Below are 16232 nucleotides of genomic sequence, written 5' to 3'. Positions count from 1 at the left end.
AGAACAAAAAATTAACAACGTCAATGTGTGGTATTAACTTCTTGTTTCGAATTTGTGACAACCTTTTTGGACGCCGCATTCATCAGAGCTATTGTATTATCAAGCATACGATTACTAAAGCCCCACTCATTGTCGTACCACGCCATCACTTTAACTAACCGTCCATTGACCCGAGTTTGGCGCGCATCAAAAATACTCGAATGATCATTATGATTGTAGTCAGAGGAGACCAAAGGTAACTCGTTGATCGCCAAGACCTGGCTCATAGGCGCTTGGTTTGTAGCGGCTTTAACGATAGCGTTCACCTCTTCTACGGTTGTATCACGTGCTGCGATAAAGTTGAGGTCCACTAAAGACACATTCGGGGTCGGGACACGCACAGCCAAACCATCAAAACGACCCTGTAACTCGGGAATCACGAGTCCAACCGCGGCAGCTGCGCCTGTTTTTGATGGAATCATGTTTTGTGCAGCCGCTCGGGCACGTTGTAAGTCGCTGTGATAGGAGTCAGTTAAGCGCTGATCGTTAGTGTATGCATGCACGGTGGTCATCAACCCGGACTCAATACCCAGGGATTCGTGCAGTATTTTCGCCACCGGTGCCAAACAGTTAGTTGTACAGGAGGCGTTCGAAATAATATCCATGTCCGCTGTTAGAATTTCATCATTCACACCGAAGACAACAGTGGCATCAACGTTTTTTCCCGGGGCAGAGATAATCACTTTTTTCGCGCCGGCATCAATGTGTGCTTTAGCTTTATCGCGTTCTGTGAATAAGCCGGTACATTCGAGTACAACATCAATGTTTAGCGCCTGCCAGGGCAGCTGGCTTGGGTCACGCTCAGCGTAAACACTGACAGTGTGATTATCTATCGACAAGCTATTTGTGCCAGCTTCCACTTGTGCGGCAAATCGACCGTGTACCGTGTCAAATTGAAGCAGATGTGCAAGCACATCGGGTGAGCCAAGGTCATTAATCGCGACGAGCTCGATACGGTCAGTCAAATCGCGTTCATAAAGAGCGCGTACAATGTTTTTTCCGATTCGTCCAAAACCATTTATTGCTATACGGATGGGCATAACTACTCCTAACTATTATTTTGTTGTGGCTTGTTTGCTGTAACGGGAGCCCTTAAGACCCTCTTTTACACGCGCGAGTTTTTCTCTAAATTTTGGTCCTCGTTGCAATGTGTAACCGGCAATAATTGCGTCGATCAGTACTAGCTGAGCAATACGAGAAGCCATTGGCATATATTGGTCGGTATCTTCGGGCACGTTTGTCGACACGGTCAATTGACAGTTTTCGGATAGCGGGCTATTCGGTGCCGTTATACCGATGACCGTTGCCTTATTGTCGTGTGCAATGGCTGCTATTTCGCAAAGTGCTTTTGTGCGACCTGTGTGACTAATGCAAACAAGGACATCATGAGGTTCACTATTTATAGCCCACATACGTTGGACAAGTGGGTCATCTGAAAACACCGATGGCGTATCAAATCGGGCAAATTTATTCTGTGCGTCGTGGGCCACAGAGGCCGACGCCCCGAAACCAAAAAATGCGATTTTTCGAGCACCCACCAAGGCTTCAACGGTGGCAGCAATAGGGCGGCTATCCAGCGACTGCCGCGCAATACTCAACGCATTTAATGTCGAGTCAAAAATCTTTTGTGTGATTTGATCAACATTGTCGTCTTCTTCGATATCTCGGTTCACGAATGGCGTACCCTGTGCGAGGCTTTGTGCCAACTGCAGCTTAAAGTCAGGATAGCCTTTGCAGCCCAAGCGTCGACAAAACCGATTCACGGTCGGTTCACTGACCTCCGCCAGAGCCGCCAAACTGGCAATGCTTCGGTGAATGGCCTGTTCGGGCTCATGCAAAATCAATGCGGCTACTTTACGTTCAGATTTGCTGAACTGATTTTGCTCTGACGAGATACGGTTAATTAAATCCATCTGTTTCACGGCTCATTATGTAATTTAGTTACGAAATTATTTGTTATATTGACAAACTTATCACCTTTACACTAGTCTAAATGTAGTAAAGTTACAAAAACAAGCAGCTAAAATTAATCGAGGCATGCATGACAGACAGTTTGCAACGCAGTGATTTAGTGTTATTTGGGGTGCTGGGTGACCTGTCACGGCGCAAGTTAATTCCTGCGCTTTTTCAATTAGATCGCAGTGGGTTATTGCATCAAGAGAGTAAAATTATTGGTGTCGCCAGAGAGGAATTAAGTGCCAGTCAGTTTGAAGAGCGCGTTAAGGATACGCTGCAAACGTTTGTGTCTAATGATGAATTGGTTGATGATGTGTTGAAGCGGTTTTGTAAGCGCTTTCATTATGTTGAAATGGATTTTTCGCAAGCTGAAGCCTACGAAACGCTTAAAGCGGTGATCGCTAAAGACGTCGATCGCGTGTTCTACCTCGCCACGCCACCGAGTTTATACGCAACAATTTGCGCGGGATTGAGCGGTCAATCTCTGATTCAAGCAAGTACGCGGGTGATTCTGGAAAAACCGATCGGCCACAATTTGGCTTCTTCACAAACGATTAATCAAGCGGTGGCGCAGTACTTTCAAGAGAGTCAAATCTATCGAATCGACCATTACCTCGGTAAAGAAACCGTACTAAATTTATTGGCGTTGCGTTTTGCCAATGCATTGTTTGCATCCAACTGGGACAACTCGGCTATCGACCATATTCAGATTACGGCTGCCGAAAAAGTTGGGGTTGAAGGGCGTTGGAGCTATTACGACGACGCAGGTCAGTTGCGCGACATGGTGCAAAATCATTTACTTCAAGTGCTGTCGTTAATCGCAATGGAACCGCCTTCACGACTGGATGCAGAGAGCATCCGTGAAGAGAAATTAAAGGTGTTGAAAGCTTTACGACCGATTGATACGTCAAACTGCAAAGATGTCTCGGTACGAGGTCAGTATCAAGGTGGCTTTATCGGTGAGACGAAAGTGCCGGGATATTTGCAGGAAGAGGGCGCTCGCGAGAACAGCGATACAGAAACCTTTGTTGCCCTCAAAGTCAATATTGATAACTGGCGTTGGTCAGGCGTTCCATTTTATTTGCGCACTGGCAAACGAATGCCAGAAAAGCGCAGTGAAGTCGTTATTACTTTCAAGAAACAACCCCACAATATTTTCAGCGATACAACCGCTGAGTTACAGCCCAACAAACTCGTTATTCGACTACAACCGGATGAGGGCGTCGAAGTTCAGATGCTTAACAAAATTCCAGGGTTGGGTAAACAGATGCATCTTAAAGCCACGACATTGGACTTAAGTTTCGACGAGACGTTTGAGAAAAAACGTATTGCCGATGCGTATGAGCGACTCATGCTCGAGGCAATGCAGGGTAACCAATACTTATTTGTGCACCGTGACGAGGTCGAGTATGCATGGCGCTGGGTCGATGGCATTCTCGCTGCATGGGAACAAAACGAACAACCACCCAAACCTTATCACGCCGGCACCTGGGGGCCTGTATCAGCCGTTTCTTTATTAGCGCATGACGGAAGGCAGTGGGATGAATAAAATAGAGGGAATCAACGTGAATACTTTTGATAGTAACCAAGCATTATCCAGTTCATTAAGCGATCGTATCGCAAACATTCTTGCGAGCGCCATTGAACAGAAAGGCGCCGCGACGCTTGTCGTGTCGGGTGGACGCACTCCTAAGCCCTTGTTTGCTGAGCTAAATCAAAAACCACTCGATTGGTCAAAGGTGACTATTCTGTTAGCCGATGAACGCTGGGTATTGCCCGATTCAGATGATAGCAACGATAAACTGATAAAAACTTGCTTATTAAAAAATAAAGCGGCTGCTGCTAAGTACGTTAGTCTTTTTACCGGTCATGAGCACGCGGAAAATGCAGCGACTGCCTTAGAATCCATAGTTGCGAATTTACCGAAGTTCGATGTGGTCGTGTTAGGAATGGGTAATGACGGACATACCGCATCACTCTTTCCGTGTTGCCAGCAACTTGAGGCTGGACTAACCCAACCGCAGGCGCTTATAGCGACACAGCCAACGACGGCACCCTACACGCGACTTAGCTTAACCAAACAGCGCTTACTGAACAGCCATAATGTGTTTTTCCACATTACGGGCGACGATAAATGGTCGGTATTGCAAACCGCTATCGAGCAACCTGATGCAAAGAAATACCCCATTAGTGATTTTGTTCATGCCGGAACAACGCCCATTGATGTTTACTACTCAGCTGCGTAAGAGGTGTTTATGAATCCGATAGTAGAACGTGTCACGCAACGTATTGAAGCGCGCAGCAAAGCAACACGCCAGGCCTATCAAGAACGCATGGAACATGCACGCCGTAAAGGTCCACACCGCAGTGCGTTGTCTTGCGGCAATCTAGCGCATGGCTTTGCCGCCTGTGGGCAATCAGATAAAAGCGAACTGCGCAGTTTGACGAAAGCCAATATTGGTATCGTGACTGCGTATAACGATATGTTGTCGGCCCATCAGCCTTATCATGATTATCCGGAAAAGCTTAAAAGGGCGATTCGCGATGTTGGCAGCGTCGCACAAGTCGCTGGTGGCGTACCTGCCATGTGTGACGGGGTCACTCAAGGGCAACCGGGTATGGAGTTGAGTCTACTGAGCCGTGACGTCATTGCCATGGCAACGGCAGTGAGTTTGTCTCACAACATGTTTGATGGCGGCTTGATGCTCGGCATATGCGACAAAATCGTACCGGGTCTTTTGATCGCAGCATTGAGCTTTGGCCATATGCCATTTATTTTCGTACCTGCAGGCCCCATGCCGTCGGGCATCTCTAATAAAGAGAAGGCGCGTATCCGCGAGCTGTATGCGGAAGGTAAAGTTGATAAAGAGCAGTTACTTGACGCTGAATCTGCATCTTATCACTCAGCCGGTACGTGCACGTTCTATGGCACTGCCAACTCTAATCAGTTGGTCATTGAGATGATGGGTTTGCACCTGCCCGGCGCGTCGTTCGTGAACCCTGGCAGTGAACTGCGTGAGCAATTGACTCGTGCCGCTGCGCAGCACGTCACACGTATAACCGATCTGGGTGCCGATTACCGTCCTATTGGCGAGATTGTGACGGCTAAAACGATTGTAAACGGCATCATTGGGCTGTTGGCAACAGGCGGCTCGACCAACCACACCATGCACCTTGTCGCTGTAGCGAAAGCAGCGGGTTATCAAGTCGATTGGAATGATTTTGCTGAATTATCCTCCGTTACGCCGTTATTGACCCGAATATATCCAAACGGACAAGCGGATATTAATCACTTTCAACGCGCCGGCGGGATGCCGTTCTTAATTCGTGAATTATTGCGAGCCGATTTATTACACAACGACGTTGAGACGGTTGTCGGCCACGGGCTCGACAAATATCAGCAGCGCCCAACGCTCACCGAAGAAGGGCAGCTGACCTGGGTCGATATTGCTGAAGAATCGCTCGACGAAGACGTTTTACGACCGCACACCCAAGCATTCAATAAGCATGGAGGCTTAGAGGTCCTGTCTGGTAACTTGGGGCGTGCGGTCATCAAAACATCCTCCCTGCCAGAGGGTATTCAACCAATCACTGCACCGGCTGTGGTGTTCACCAGTCAACATGAATTGGTAGACGCGTTCAAAGCAGACAAACTAAACAAAGATTGTGTAGTCGTCGTGCGTTACCAAGGCCCCAAAGCGAATGGTATGCCGGAATTACACAAACTCACACCATCACTGAGTGTTTTGCAAAAGCGCGGTTATCATGTCGCGTTAGTCACCGACGGACGTATGTCGGGGGCATCAGGCACGGTTCCAGCCGCCATCCACGTAACGCCCGAAGCGGTCGACGGCGGGGTGATCGCGAAGATCAAGGATGGTGATCTGGTCAGCGTTGACTTTGAAAATGCCCGTTTAGAGGTGCTTGTTGACGAGAATGAATTAAACGCGCGTGATATAGTCGCGCCAGATTTATCAGAATATCAATTTGGCATGGGACGAGAGTTGTTTGGCAACTTTCGAGATAGTTTGAGTGGCGCTGAGTCAGGCGCATCCGTGCTCTTTAGGGAAGATTAGTAAATGGTAAACGACTCACAGCTCGACCTAAGCACGGAATTTGCCGTGGTCGCAGATATTGGTGGCACCAATGCGCGTTTCGGTCGCATCAACTTAAAAACCTTTGAACTCGATCGCATACAAGTGTTTCCTTGTGCGGACTATTTAAATCTAACCGATGCTTTGATTGCATATCGTGATCAGCAAGGCGTTGCATTAGAGCACGTAGCGATTGCTATAGCCTGTCCGGCGGAGGGTGACTCGATTCAAATGACTAACCATCACTGGCAATTCTCCGTACGTGGTACGCGTGAAGCGCTGGGGTTAACTAGTTTTATCGTATTGAACGATTTCGCTGCCGCTGCAATGAGCTTGTTGACGCTTGATAAAAGCGAAACAAAGAAAATCGGCGGTGGTAAAAAGGTCGAAACCGCTCCCTGTGCCGTACTTGGCGCAGGTACGGGCCTAGGTGTTGGACATTTAGTTCATTTGCCTAACGGCGATGTAATGCCGCTGCCAGGTGAAGGGGGTCATGCGGATTGGGCGCCACTTAACGAAAAGGAATGGGCGATTCACGAATTTCTGGCACGTCGTTTTGATGGCCGGGTATCAGCAGAACGGCTCCTTTCCGGTCCCGGCATTGAAAACCTTTATCAAGCTATCGCGCACTACCACGACAGAGCAGTACCGCCATTACGCGCAAAGACCATTGGAGCGCGTGCTTTAACGAACTGCGATGCGATAGCGACAGAGACGGTCAATCAGTTTTTTGCCAGCCTGGGCAGTTTTGCCGGCAACCTTGCGCTGACACTTAACACTCGCGGCGGTGTGTATATTGCAGGAGGTGTAGTACCCAAACTACTGCCACTCATGGCCGCTTCCGAATTTAGAACACGATTTGAACAAAAGGGTCGTTTCTGTAATTTAGCCGAGTCGATTCCCTGTTATGTGATAACCGCCGAACATGCTGGCATGCGTGGCGTAGCACAGTACTTAAAACAAACATTACGTAAAGCACCAGCGACAGCTGATATCGATTGAGGACTCTGATGAACTATTCTGCTAACGATATTCTTAATGCGTCGAGCGTTATACCTGTGATTGTCATTGATGACATTCAACAGGCTGTGCCGCTCGGAAGAACACTCTGTAAGCAAGGTTTTAAAGTGTTGGAAGTAACCTTAAGGACGCCCGCTGCGTTACACGCGATTGAGGAAATGCGCCGCGAGCTCCCCGATGCTATTGTTGGCGCGGGTACCGTTACAAACATCACTCAGCTGACCCAAGTGCAAACGGCCGGTGCACAATTTGCGATAAGTCCAGGTGCCACGCCCGCTTTATTAGAGGCCGGCAAGGGCGCTGATATTCCATTGATTCCCGGCATTGCAACCGTATCCGAATTAATGATGGGGATCGAGTACGGCTATGATCGGTTTAAGTTGTTCCCGGCTGAAGCCGTTGGCGGCGTAAAATTATTGAAATCGATTCATGGACCGTTCCCTGATATTCGCTTTTGTCCCACAGGCGGTATCAACGAGAGCAACTACCAAGACTACCTCGCGTTACCGAACGTAAGTTGCGTGGGTGGCTCATGGATCATGCCTAAGTAATGTTGCAACTGGGTTATCTGTATTTCAGGTAACCCACATCTATTGTCCCTCCCTGTTGCATGGGTTAAGTGCGAGCCGCTACTATATACTGAGTTTTCGCCTAATTACTCAACCGAGGATGTATCCATGCCCGTCGACACTCAATTAACGGTCAAACAAGCCCAACAAATTGCTAATTTACAAACTCAATTTAACCAGGGCCTTGATGCGCATTGGCCGATGGCGCCCAAATTGACGCGTGATGATTTTGCGGCGGTTATTGTGGAGCTTGGAGAGCGCTATGAACACCTCGGCTACAAGTGGTGGAAAAAGCAAACCGTCGACCATGCTCAAGCGAATATGGAGTTGATCGATGTGCTGCACTTCGCGGTGTCTGACGTTATCGAAATTTTGGTAGAAGACGGCAGTGCAAGCCCCGTCGAGACCGCTGCGCTTAAGCTGGCTGAAGCGAGCATTCGTGCCAGTGCCGACGAAGCCCGTGATGCCCGATGGTTGTTGCGTCATACTGCGTTAGAAGGGCGCCCCGACTTAAACCGTCCCTTGTGCTTTGGTAATGAATCATTGACGCAGCTATTTAGCATGTTGTATCAAGCCTACGGCAGTGCGGAAGCCGTTTATATTAGTTACGTCGGGAAAAATGCGCTGAATCATGTGCGCCAACAACGGGGCTATAAAGAGGGCAGTTACATTAAGATGTGGCGAGAGGAAGAGGATAACCAAGTGATGATGCGTTTGCTACTCGACAGTGCTGACATCCTGAAGAGTGACTCGCCGCTTGACGATGCAATATCCCTTTTACTCAATTACTATGACACCCATGTTGCGTAGGTCGCGCATCATGCGCGACTAACCTAACACTATGGGCGCGTGCCATTACATTTTGGAAACCGCTTGCAACCCCAAAAAGATTCGCCTCTATTGGGGCCACGACCGGCTACGCGTTTTACCATAGGCCCTTCACACTTGGGGCAAACCTGTGTGGTTGGACGTGTGTTTGGGCTTGGGGGAAATCTAACAGCGGCTTTTTCGCGTTGTCGCACAAATCGATGGAAGGTTTCGCCATTGATAATATGTATGGGTTTTCCCTTTGCGAAAATGTGCGCGTCATGCGTCAGCTCGCCAGACGTTACGATAAAGCCACCAGCGGCGCCTTCTGCTATGACAACACCAAATAGTTCCCTTACGACTGAAACAGGTACTTTACGATATTTCCACTGCTTACACTGCACCAAATATAAGCGACCGTCACGTTCAATCCTTAAATCAATTCCACCATCGGGTCCAGCGGGCGTTGGCTTCACATGATAGCCGTCGCGGTTAAAAAATTCGCCAACGAGTTGCTCAAAATGTTCCCAATCCACGGTTTTTAATACGGCAGGCTCGGACGACTGAATAACACGTTCATAGCGTTGTTGGCTCGATAAAGATTTTATTAATGAAACGATACTGGCTATGACGAGAAGCGCCGGGAGTGCAAATTGTAATAGAGATAATAGGGGCAAGAATAAGACTGATGTACCAAGGCCAACTTGCAAAAAGATCGAGGAGGCTCTCGACTAATGATTTACTTCTACGCGCCATGTTCCTTCCTTGGGTATATGAAGCTTTCTTAATTTTACGAAAAACGCTCAACGCTTTTTTGTAACATTATTTTATTATCATAAGCCTATGCTCTTCTTAACTCAAGATTTTGAAGCCTGTCGTATTTCTCTTTAACTTAAACTGTATTCATTTGTTAAGCATTTAGCCTTAGTTTACGATTAGAATGCGTATCGATATAACTCATTTATAGGATTTTTCCGTTTGTCATTAAAACAAAAACAATGCGACATACATTGGCTAACAGGGCAGTTTAAAGAGATACAGCAGGAATTAAGTTACCGAGAGTCTATTCAGCTCAGAGTTAGACGTGAGTCTCGATTAGCGTTGGTACTTGTCTCTTTTATATTTGCAATGTTTGCGATCACAGATTACAACTTGCTTGGTGACTCGACTGAAATTTTACATATTAATCTCGATGCGGGTTATAGTGGTTTCAACATGCGTTATTTTTGCGCTGATTATTGGCCGGGTCGGTAGCTTTTCTCGAAAACCACTTCTTCATGCCTTGCCGTTATGGGTTCTTGCCGCGGGTATTATCTCGATCGTGCCTTTAAGGCCCGAAAGCCTTTACACGCAAATAACGGCTGTTGTTGTCGCCATCATGGCGTTTTACCTACTCATTCCAAGTTTATTAACCATTGCCAGTTGGGCGAGCGGATTTCTCAGTATTGGGTTTATAGTAGCTTCAGTGGCCTATGCCGACGTCTCCGCACCTACTGCCACGCGTCTCGTTCTTCTTTTTATCATGGCGAATATTGTCGGTTATTGCGCGTTGTTAAGACTTGAAATTCTCCAACGTAAGCAGTTTTCGCTATTAAATGAAGAGCGCGAGCAGAATTTAGCCTTGCAACAAGAAGTAGAACACCGAAAGTCTCTCGAAGCACAGTTAAGAAGGTTAGCCGAGCGGGATACCTTAACGGAACTTGATACGCGCAGTCATTTCATTAAGCGAGCTGAGGCCTTATTAGAAAGAGCTTTACGCGAAAATTCGGCATTTTGCTTACTTATGATAGATGTCGATCACTTCAAACAAATTAATGATACTTGGGGCCATACACGGGGTGATGAGGTACTTAAGCAGGTTGCTAAAACCATTCGTCAATCGCTTCGACGTGTCGATGTGGTGGGTCGTTTTGGTGGTGAAGAGTTTATCGTGGCGATGCCGAACACGCATCATAAAGAAGCGGTCACGTTAGCTCAGCGATTAACCGCCAATGTTAACACAATCGAGTTACCATCCCCCTTAAATCAAGTTTCGGTCAGTATCACCGTGGGTATCGCACTGAAAAGCAATGAGCGCAGTTTGGATCTGCTCATTCAGCGTGCTGATGAGATGCTTTATAAAGGAAAACGAAACGGACGGAACCGAGTCGAGCTAGCGCGCTAAGGGACTCACCAGCGATTACTCATTAGCCATGTCAAATAAACTTGACTTAATTCTTTGTGCGTCTATTATGGTAAAGTCTATTTTACATTATGACGTGTTTTATTTACTTTATTAAATGGAGAACAAAAATGACTGAACTTAACGAGTGGCAGCAACAGCAGTGCCGATCGAATAAATTACTGGCGGTTTGGACAGGGTTATGGGTACTTACGTTGGCGCTGGCGAGCTTCGGACCTAAGCAATGGTGGGACAGTTCGACAATGACTTATGTAGCTAGCGTAGTAAACATCATTATGGGTGCTGCCATGATATGGGCGAACAAACGTCACTTAGACCATCAAGACGAACTGCAACGAAAGGTTCAGCTAGAGGCGATGAGTTTAGCGCTTGGCATCAGTGTGGTTTTAGGCCTTGCGGCGACATCGCTAACGCAAAATAGCTTGTTGGGCTTTGATTTTGAGATTTCACACTTGATGATGGTACTCGGCGTCACTTATATTGTTGCGCTTTTATTAGGGATGAGGAAATACCGATGAAAAACCGACTCAAAGTGTTAAGAGCTGAGAGAAACTGGACTCAGAATGATCTTGCGCAGGCATTGTCGGTTTCACGTCAAACAATCAATGCGATTGAAACAGGAAAGTTTGATCCGAGCTTACCGCTAGCATTTAAAATTGCCAAGGTATTCCAATGCACTATTGAAGACGTTTTTTCTGACGACTAGTGGGTAAAATGCCACTTGCGTATACAACGCAAGTGGCTCAGTTATTAGAGTTTGACCAATAATTTACCTTGGTTCTCACCACTGAGAAACATGTTAAGTCCTTCAATCGCAGACTCTAAGCCTTCAAGCACGTGAGCCCGATATTTGATATCGCCATTTGTCACGTAAGGCGTTAATTGTTTCAGTAAGGTGGGGATTTGATCAAAATGATCCGGCATCGTGAAGCCCTGAATTGTCAGTCGCTTCTTAATGATTGGAATCCAGCTCGGTCCAGGGCTTGGCTGCTCTTTATCGTAATCCGCAATCATGCCACAGACAACAATGCGTCCATGTGCATTCATGCGTCCCATGACCGCATGTTGAATCGGACCGCCGGTATTCTCAAAATAGAGGTCAATGCCATTTGGCGTTAATTCAGCTAACTTGGTGGGAATGTCATCAGTCTTGTAGTTAACTGCGCCGTCAAACCCCAGTTCGTTAACAATCCACTCTGCTTTTTCGTCTGAACCGACCACGCCAATAACCGAGAGGCCATCGGCTTTAGCCATTTGACCGACAATCGAGCCGACGGAACCAGCCGCGCCTGTGACTACCAACGTTTCACCTTGTTTGGGTTTCCCCACGTTTAATAGACCTTGTGTTGCGGTAAGGCCGGGAAGAGCAAACACCGAAAGCACCATTTCATCGGGCGCATCTGTTTGCACTTTATTAATTCCTTGACCATCGCTGAGCGCATACTCCTGCCAGCCCATCATTCCCATGACGCGATCGCCTTCGGCAAAATCAGGGTGTTTACTTGCAACGACTTCACCGACACCTGAACTGCGCATCACAGAGCCGAGTTCAACCGGTGGAATATAACTTTCTTTGTCTGGGCTCATCCAGCCAAACATGGCGGGATCCAATGACATGTGGGTTTGTTTAATCAGTATTTGACCGTCGTCGACGCTGGGACGATCGAGTTCAACGATCTCGAAAATATCCTTGGAGACAGGACCAGGCTGAGGACGTTTGACTAGTTTAATTGCTTTATATTGGCTCATGAAGCTCCTCGCTACAGGTAAGTGTACTGACGATGCAGATTAACTATGTGCGAAACTTACGAATAGAGCAACTTGAGCGGATCAGAGGGTATAAAAATAAAAATTGTTAAATTTAAGGAAGTGGTGCGTCCGAGTAGACTCGAACTACCGACCTCTGCCATGTCAAGGCAGCGCTCTAACCAACTGAGCTACGGACGCACTGTTTGGGGTTGTCGTGAAGACGGGCGCTATATTATTGATTTGAAGTTAAGCATGCAAGTACTTTTTTATCGGATAGCGTGTGTTTGCTTGTTAAATCACCAAAGTGTACGAAATTTAGCGTCCAGCCTTAAATCCACATGCTTCAAAAAACTGTTGCCAGGGCTGGACGAACGACTTAGTTGCCTGCGTTAACCGTGCGTCGTAAAGGGCCCATTGATTTAAATAGTGTTTAAGCTCAGGTTGTGGCGCTGTCATTGCAAGCGTGTTTAATGCCTCGCTAAAACGTTGGTACTGGCGTTGTATATCCGCTAAGTCGCCTTGTGTTTGTTTGATAAAAACTGAAATAAAGGCGCTATGTAAACGGTGAGCGCGCTCGGGTATACCTTTCGATAAGCAACCGGCAGGCTGAGCAAGATTATCCAGCTGCTCGGAAAATTGCGTGAGTAAAACAGAGTACTCAGCGATGCTTCGCATCAGTTGGGGCAAGTAGTTTTCTTGCGCCAAAACTTTTAACGGCTCATTAAGGTCAACGGCTGAATTCGGTGATTCAAGCCATGAAGTGACCGCATTCAACGCATTTATACTGTGACTAAACTCAGTATCGGAAATTGTTACTAATGGCGTTGTAGCCATCGTTAGCGCATGTCTGAGTCCTTTGTCCGTTGCGAACGCGCGTGCTAGACGGGTAGACGTTTCGTCGCTCAGTTGCTGCGCAGCGGTGATGAGCTCAGTAGCAAAAGCTTCTGACTGCGGTGACTTAGCACATTGTCTGAGCGCTTTAATGAGGCTTTGATCATCTTGAAAACGAGAGAATCCATCATCAAGGCGACCTAATGCACTATTGCGTTCAGCAATCAGTTGACCCGCGCGACAATGATTCAGTTGTAGCGCTGTTAAAAAGCGCATAGTGGGTGTTGATGCCGTCGGCTTGAGGACGCGAACGTCAGGTAACTGCGGCGGTCGGGGCTCGAATGTGAGCGGCGTTAATTCAATATCTAAGGTAAAGGCTACGCGCTCGTGTAGAGCGTGCAAACTCGATATCGTCGATGGTTGCGAACAACTTACTAACGAAACTAACAAAATTGCCACTGTCCATGCGTTAACACAACGCTTTGGCTGGAGTCGCGTAACTAAAAGCTTTAAACTTGTCAGCATTGTGTTGTTAGCTAAGGACATAAGTTAAATGTTCACAGGTATTGTTCAAACCAAAGCCAAAGTGGAATCGCTTACTGATAAAGGCAACTTTCGTCATTTGACCGTCTCAGTCGAGCCACATCATCTTGATGGCGTTCAACTGGGGGCTAGTATAGCGATAAACGGTGTTTGCTTAACAGTGGTTCACTTTAAACAAGATAAGGTTTCATTTGATGTGATTGATGAAACGCTAAGATTGACTAATCTGGGTGAGCTGACAGTGGGTTCAGAGGTCAACTTTGAACGTTCGTTGCGCGTTGGTGATGAAATAGGTGGTCATTATGTCTCGGGTCACATTCATTGCACCGCATCTATTATCGATATTGAAGTCAGTGAGCATAATTGGTCGGCTTGGTTGTCGTTACCGCAGACTCAAGTGCCTTACTTATTTGCTAAGGGCTTTATTGCCGTGAATGGTGCGAGTTTGACGGTGGGACAGGTACAGGATAATAAATTTAGTTTGCATCTTATACCCGAAACATTGCGCTTGACGAACTTGGCTGCACTGAAGCCAGGCGATAATGTGAACATTGAGATGGACCAACAAACTATCACGACTGTCACAACGGTGGAGCGCGTCCTCGCTGCACGCGGTCAATAGAATTGTTCATCATTGCCGTCGACCTTTAAACGAGTTTGTGCGTTAATGGGGTCGACGGTGAGTTGGATATGAATCAGGTCACCGCAGGCTGAACATTCTTCTTGGTAATCCTGATCGCCATTACTGCTATCTACACCGAGTTGCGTCGTATGCCCGCAGTGGGGGCAACGGACGATTGCATGGGTCAGGTCTTCCTCGTGCATAACGGTCACCGTTTGGTTCTTTAGGGTAGCCTTAATTATAGAAATAGAATCGCAATACCACCTAATGAAACCAGTGCGCCAAACAGAGAACGTAGGGTAATCTTTTGTTTTTTCAATAAAGAAATTGGAATTAAAAAAAGTGGTGCAGTCGATAGGAGTGTCTGCGTCAAACCCGGATTAATATGTGCAATAGATAGTTGCTGTAACCAAATCGCTAAAAAGGTACCAAAAAAGATAGCACCCAGCAGTGGCGTCGGGTTAATGGTGCGGCACTGGCGAAAAATCGCTTGGAAAGCGTGGCGTTGCGATAATCCAACAATCAGCGCCAATAGAATAGAACCGGCGGCAAGCCGAATAAATGCCGCATTGATCGGCTCAATAGCATCCGTTTGTAATACCGAAAAAGCCATCACCAGCCCAGTTGCTTGACAGATGGCAGCACCACAGCCAAACAGGATACCGCTGATGGACAGCGACGGCTGCTGATTAGGCGCACGTTCAGTGACGACCAATAAAACACCCAACAAAGTCACTAGCGCACCGATAATTTCGATACCTGACAGGCCGTCGTTTAAAAACAACCAAGCCATAAATGCAGCTAGAGGTGGTGCTAAGTATTCGAGTAGCATCGCGTGCCAGGGACCCAGACGGCGCAACGCGGCAAAATGGCAACTGTCGCCCACGGTAATTCCAATCATTCCGCTGAGGGCGAGTAACCAGAGGCCTGCACTGAATACCAACGGTGTGCCAAACAGGGCGCTCATGCCGAGTAGCAACGGGCTGGCAATTGCGCCTTTGATGAGATTCATTTGTAACGCTGAGAAGTGTGCGCCGGCGCGATGATAAAGTATCGAAGCCACTGCCCAAAAAGCGGCTGCTGTTAACGCTGCTAGCTGCCCCAAAACGCTCGCTAGATCCATGTGTTACCCTTGCTCTAACAAAAAGCGTGCATTATAGTGTGCGTTTACGTTCGATGGTACCGAACGTAAACAATTTCGTATGGTTCGACAATGAATCAATGTTAGCGCACGTGGCACTTGGTAGGTGTCACCACTGTAGAAAGGAAGTTTCATGCCTGTAATCACTCTCCCTGACGGTAGTCAACGCGAATTTGATCAACCTGTATCCATTATGGATGTGGCTCAAGATATTGGTGCTGGCTTAGCTAAAGCCACCGTCGCAGGTCGTATTGACGGCGAGCTCGTCGATGCCTGTGAAATGATTGAACACGATGCGCGTATTGAGATCGTAACACCAAAAGATGACGACGGTGTCCATATTATTCGTCACTCTTGTGCTCACTTATTAGGTCACGCGTTTAAGCAATTATGGCCAGACGCAAAAATGGCGATAGGTCCAGTCATCGATAATGGCTTCTATTACGATGTTGACGTTGATCACACACTGACGCAGGACGATCTCGATAAACTTGAACAACGCATGAAAGAGCTCGCGAAAACCGAGTATCAGGTCATCAAAAAGAAAGTCAGCTGGCAAGAAGCGCGTGAAACCTTTGTAGAGCGCCATGAACCATACAAAGTCGAAATTCTCGACGAAGATATTCCAACCGATGCCAACCCGGGTCTTTACCACCACGAAGAATACATTGATATGTGC

The 16232-nt window shown here is 47.3% G+C and carries 18 protein-coding genes and 1 tRNA gene; 11 read left to right on the top strand and 8 right to left on the bottom strand.

The window, feature by feature from the left end:
- Positions 1-20 precede the first annotated feature (20 nt).
- Together gap and hexR are read right to left on the bottom strand one after the other, a co-directional pair.
- Positions 21-1079: a type I glyceraldehyde-3-phosphate dehydrogenase gene (gene gap / locus B2X00_RS00930; protein ID WP_290485739.1), complete on the bottom strand. Its 1059-nt coding sequence runs from the start codon at positions 1077-1079 to the stop codon at positions 21-23.
- Positions 1080-1094: 15 nt separating this feature from the next.
- Positions 1095-1952: a transcriptional regulator HexR gene (gene hexR / locus B2X00_RS00925; protein ID WP_290485748.1), complete on the bottom strand. Its 858-nt coding sequence runs from the start codon at positions 1950-1952 to the stop codon at positions 1095-1097.
- A 128-nt stretch (positions 1953-2080) separates the two neighbouring features.
- Here hexR and zwf point away from each other — a divergent pair, with 128 nt between their 5' ends.
- From zwf to B2X00_RS00895, 6 genes are all read left to right on the top strand, one after another.
- Complete coding sequence (zwf, locus tag B2X00_RS00920) at positions 2081-3544, top strand: glucose-6-phosphate dehydrogenase (RefSeq protein WP_290485738.1); 1464 nt, start codon at positions 2081-2083, stop codon at positions 3542-3544.
- Positions 3537-4241: a 6-phosphogluconolactonase gene (gene pgl / locus B2X00_RS00915; RefSeq protein WP_290485737.1), complete on the top strand. Its 705-nt coding sequence runs from the start codon at positions 3537-3539 to the stop codon at positions 4239-4241. The genes zwf and pgl overlap by 8 nt, the downstream gene beginning before the upstream one ends.
- Positions 4242-4250: 9 nt before the next feature.
- The gene (edd, locus tag B2X00_RS00910; RefSeq protein ID WP_290485736.1) at positions 4251-6071 is read left to right on the top strand and encodes a phosphogluconate dehydratase; all 1821 of its coding nucleotides are present in this window, start codon (positions 4251-4253) and stop codon (positions 6069-6071) included.
- Between the two features lie 3 nt (positions 6072-6074).
- Positions 6075-7091, top strand: a complete 1017-nt coding sequence (gene glk / locus B2X00_RS00905) for a glucokinase (RefSeq protein WP_290485735.1) — start codon at positions 6075-6077, stop codon at positions 7089-7091.
- Between the two features lie 8 nt (positions 7092-7099).
- Positions 7100-7660 (top strand): bifunctional 4-hydroxy-2-oxoglutarate aldolase/2-dehydro-3-deoxy-phosphogluconate aldolase, encoded by a 561-nt coding sequence (locus B2X00_RS00900; RefSeq protein ID WP_272977502.1) that lies wholly within the window; start codon positions 7100-7102, stop codon positions 7658-7660.
- 126 nt (positions 7661-7786) lie between these two features.
- Complete coding sequence (locus tag B2X00_RS00895) at positions 7787-8488, top strand: dUTPase (protein ID WP_290485734.1); 702 nt, start codon at positions 7787-7789, stop codon at positions 8486-8488.
- A 29-nt stretch (positions 8489-8517) separates the two neighbouring features.
- Here B2X00_RS00895 and B2X00_RS00890 read toward each other — a convergent pair whose 3' ends face one another.
- A complete protein-coding gene (locus tag B2X00_RS00890) occupies positions 8518-9162 on the bottom strand; it encodes a restriction endonuclease (RefSeq protein ID WP_290485733.1) in 645 nt (214 codons plus the stop codon).
- Between the two features lie 527 nt (positions 9163-9689).
- On the opposite strand from B2X00_RS00890, the gene B2X00_RS00885 reads away from it, so the two are divergent.
- The 3 genes from B2X00_RS00885 (at position 9690) to B2X00_RS00875 (ending at position 11373) form a co-directional block, all read left to right on the top strand.
- Positions 9690-10649 carry a GGDEF domain-containing protein gene (locus B2X00_RS00885; protein WP_290485732.1) on the top strand — a complete coding sequence of 320 codons (960 nt, stop codon included), beginning with the start codon at positions 9690-9692 and terminating at the stop codon, positions 10647-10649.
- Between the two features lie 128 nt (positions 10650-10777).
- Positions 10778-11185 (top strand): hypothetical protein, encoded by a 408-nt coding sequence (locus tag B2X00_RS00880; RefSeq protein WP_290485731.1) that lies wholly within the window; start codon positions 10778-10780, stop codon positions 11183-11185.
- A complete protein-coding gene (locus tag B2X00_RS00875; RefSeq protein WP_006955406.1) occupies positions 11182-11373 on the top strand; it encodes a helix-turn-helix transcriptional regulator in 192 nt (63 codons plus the stop codon). Before B2X00_RS00880 ends, B2X00_RS00875 begins: the two co-directional genes overlap by 4 nt.
- Positions 11374-11417: 44 nt before the next feature.
- Here the strand turns inward: B2X00_RS00875 and B2X00_RS00870 are convergent, their stop codons facing one another.
- The 3 genes from B2X00_RS00870 to B2X00_RS00860 all read right to left on the bottom strand — a co-directional run bounded on the left by B2X00_RS00870 (position 11418) and on the right by B2X00_RS00860 (position 13649).
- Positions 11418-12416 (bottom strand): NADP-dependent oxidoreductase, encoded by a 999-nt coding sequence (locus B2X00_RS00870; RefSeq protein WP_290485730.1) that lies wholly within the window; start codon positions 12414-12416, stop codon positions 11418-11420.
- Positions 12417-12537: 121 nt separating this feature from the next.
- Positions 12538-12614 (bottom strand) — tRNA-Val (locus B2X00_RS00865).
- A gap of 117 nt (positions 12615-12731) precedes the next feature.
- Positions 12732-13649 carry a DUF3080 family protein gene (locus B2X00_RS00860; RefSeq protein WP_290485729.1) on the bottom strand — a complete coding sequence of 306 codons (918 nt, stop codon included), beginning with the start codon at positions 13647-13649 and terminating at the stop codon, positions 12732-12734.
- Positions 13650-13800: 151 nt separating this feature from the next.
- Between B2X00_RS00860 and B2X00_RS00855 the strand changes: the two genes are divergently transcribed.
- Positions 13801-14412 (top strand): riboflavin synthase subunit alpha, encoded by a 612-nt coding sequence (locus B2X00_RS00855; protein WP_290485728.1) that lies wholly within the window; start codon positions 13801-13803, stop codon positions 14410-14412.
- On the opposite strand, the gene B2X00_RS00850 is transcribed toward B2X00_RS00855, so the two are convergent.
- Entirely contained in the window at positions 14406-14615 is a 210-nt protein-coding gene (locus tag B2X00_RS00850) for a CPXCG motif-containing cysteine-rich protein (protein ID WP_006955402.1), read from the bottom strand. The genes B2X00_RS00855 and B2X00_RS00850 overlap by 7 nt on opposite strands.
- Positions 14616-14650: 35 nt before the next feature.
- Positions 14651-15535 carry an EamA family transporter gene (locus B2X00_RS00845; protein WP_290485727.1) on the bottom strand — a complete coding sequence of 295 codons (885 nt, stop codon included), beginning with the start codon at positions 15533-15535 and terminating at the stop codon, positions 14651-14653.
- Between the two features lie 151 nt (positions 15536-15686).
- Here B2X00_RS00845 and B2X00_RS00840 point away from each other — a divergent pair.
- Positions 15687-16232 (top strand): TGS domain-containing protein (locus B2X00_RS00840; RefSeq protein WP_290485726.1); only part of this gene is annotated, 546 nt, incomplete at its 3' end.

It is taken from the genome of Idiomarina sp. UBA3162, assembly GCF_002364475.1.
Taxonomy (GTDB): domain Bacteria; phylum Pseudomonadota; class Gammaproteobacteria; order Enterobacterales; family Alteromonadaceae; genus Idiomarina.
The sequence above is the reverse complement of the archived record's forward strand: the minus strand, read 5'-3'. Positions and strand labels throughout refer to the sequence as shown.